Origin of the sequence: Legionella santicrucis, from assembly GCF_001468135.1 — a bacterium.
Taxonomy (GTDB): domain Bacteria; phylum Pseudomonadota; class Gammaproteobacteria; order Legionellales; family Legionellaceae; genus Legionella; species Legionella santicrucis.
The window spans coordinates 6,809-8,377 of the sequence record NZ_LNYU01000051.1 but is presented as its reverse complement, the minus strand read 5'-3'; the positions used below and the strand labels follow the sequence as shown (position 1 = coordinate 8,377).

Below are 1,569 nucleotides of genomic sequence, written 5' to 3'. Positions count from 1 at the left end.
CTTATCATTTTTCTAAAACTAATCTATAAAAATTGCAGAATACACTAACTTCTTTGTTTTTTATAGATATTTAATGAGGTCTGCTTATGTTGATGAATAATTCGTTTACCGTTAAAGAGTTAATACTTAAATAATTCACTCTGTAAGGATACACCTACAAACAAAAAGCATACGATTGACTTTTAACCTTAAAGAGTAGTAACCTAGTCTTAGCTAGAAAATGTCTATTTTATACTCTCCAAATCGTCGTTTTATTCATTTAATCCCTCGTTCTGTAGTTTTTAATTCCTGACCGGTTTCCGGCTAAATTCGCCTATGCAGGATTTATAATTAATACAAGGATTACTTATGTCTAAAACAGTAAACGGAGTCGTTAAATGGTTTAACGACTCCAAAAGATTTGGTTTTATTGAGCAAGATTCCGGGCCGGATGTATTTGCTCACTTTAAAGAAACTTTAAGTTCTGGCTTCAAAACCCTCACAGAAAGTCAGCGAGTACAATTCATTGTGACGCAAGGAGCAAAAGGTCTTCAAGCACAAAATATAATAGCTCTTTAATTGAAATAGTTAATATTATTTAACCACTATATCTCTTTGTAGTTGTAGTGGTTACTTGAAGGAAACGACAGTGAGACAAAATAAAGTTTATGTAGGTAACTTACCATTTGGAATTACTGAAGAGACATTACAAACAGAATTTTTAAAATATGGTAAGATAGAGAAGCTTGTTTTAATAAAAGATCGCGTTACTGGCCACATCAAAGGTTTTGGCTTTATAACCTTTAGTTCCCAACAAGAAGCCCAATCCTCTTTAGATATGAATGGTAAAACGCTCGAAGGACGTCCATTAAAAGTAACTATGGCCCAAGAAAATTACACCTCACGAAGGCGTTATCGATAACTTATACTAATTTTTAATATTAAAATCTTTGCCTAGGGCACATTATCCTATGTATTTTACCTCAACATATCAAACTATTTTATTCATAAAGAGTGAGCGGGCAGCATTTATCGAACGAGAAAAAGAGAATTATTGGAAAAAATTACTGTGGCAAAAACGTGACGACATCCGGCGGACCACACTTTATACGTACAATGGCAATTAAGCACCAAAGAGAGAAAAATTCATGATTCAATCAGAACATACCGATCAACTCCTATCATTCGATCAACTCCCCCTACGTCAAGAGTTAATAAAGAGCCTTGCTTCTTCAAACTATGAAAATATGACCTCCATTCAAATGCAAAGTCTGCCCATAATTCTTCGAAATGAAGATATTATTGCTCAAGCAAAAACAGGAAGTGGAAAGACCGCTGCTTTTGCTTTGTCTTTATTAAATAATTTAAAAGTTTCTTTTTTTGCAGTTCAAGCATTAATTCTTTGCCCTACACGTGAACTAGCCGAGCAAATAAGTCAAGCTATCCGTCGATTAGCCTGTTTGATACCCAATGTCAAAATTATTAATTTATCTGGTGGTATACCAATGAAGCCTCAACTTGATTCATTACGGCATGGAGCGCATATCATTGTAGGAACACCGGGGAGAGTTCTTAAGCATTTGAAAAACA

The 1,569-nt window shown here is 34.4% G+C and carries 3 protein-coding genes; all 3 read left to right on the top strand.

Annotated elements, in window-relative coordinates:
* Nucleotides 1–348: 348 nt before the first annotated feature.
* The gene (locus Lsan_RS10780; protein WP_058514404.1) at nt 349–558 is read left to right on the top strand and encodes a cold-shock protein; all 210 of its coding nucleotides are present in this window, start codon (nt 349–351) and stop codon (nt 556–558) included.
* Between the two features lie 70 nt (nt 559–628).
* Nucleotides 629–901 (top strand): RNA recognition motif domain-containing protein, encoded by a 273-nt coding sequence (locus Lsan_RS10775; protein WP_058514403.1) that lies wholly within the window; start codon nt 629–631, stop codon nt 899–901.
* A gap of 226 nt (nt 902–1,127) precedes the next feature.
* Nucleotides 1,128–1,569: DEAD/DEAH box helicase (locus Lsan_RS10770; RefSeq protein WP_157068303.1), on the top strand; the 442-nt coding region annotated here is incomplete at its 3' end.

Bases quoted from the DNA above. Each gene is read 5' to 3' on its own strand.
- Lsan_RS10780 (WP_058514404.1), top strand. From the start codon at position 349: ATGTCTAAAACAGTAAACGGAGTCGTTAAATGGTTTAACGACTCCAAA.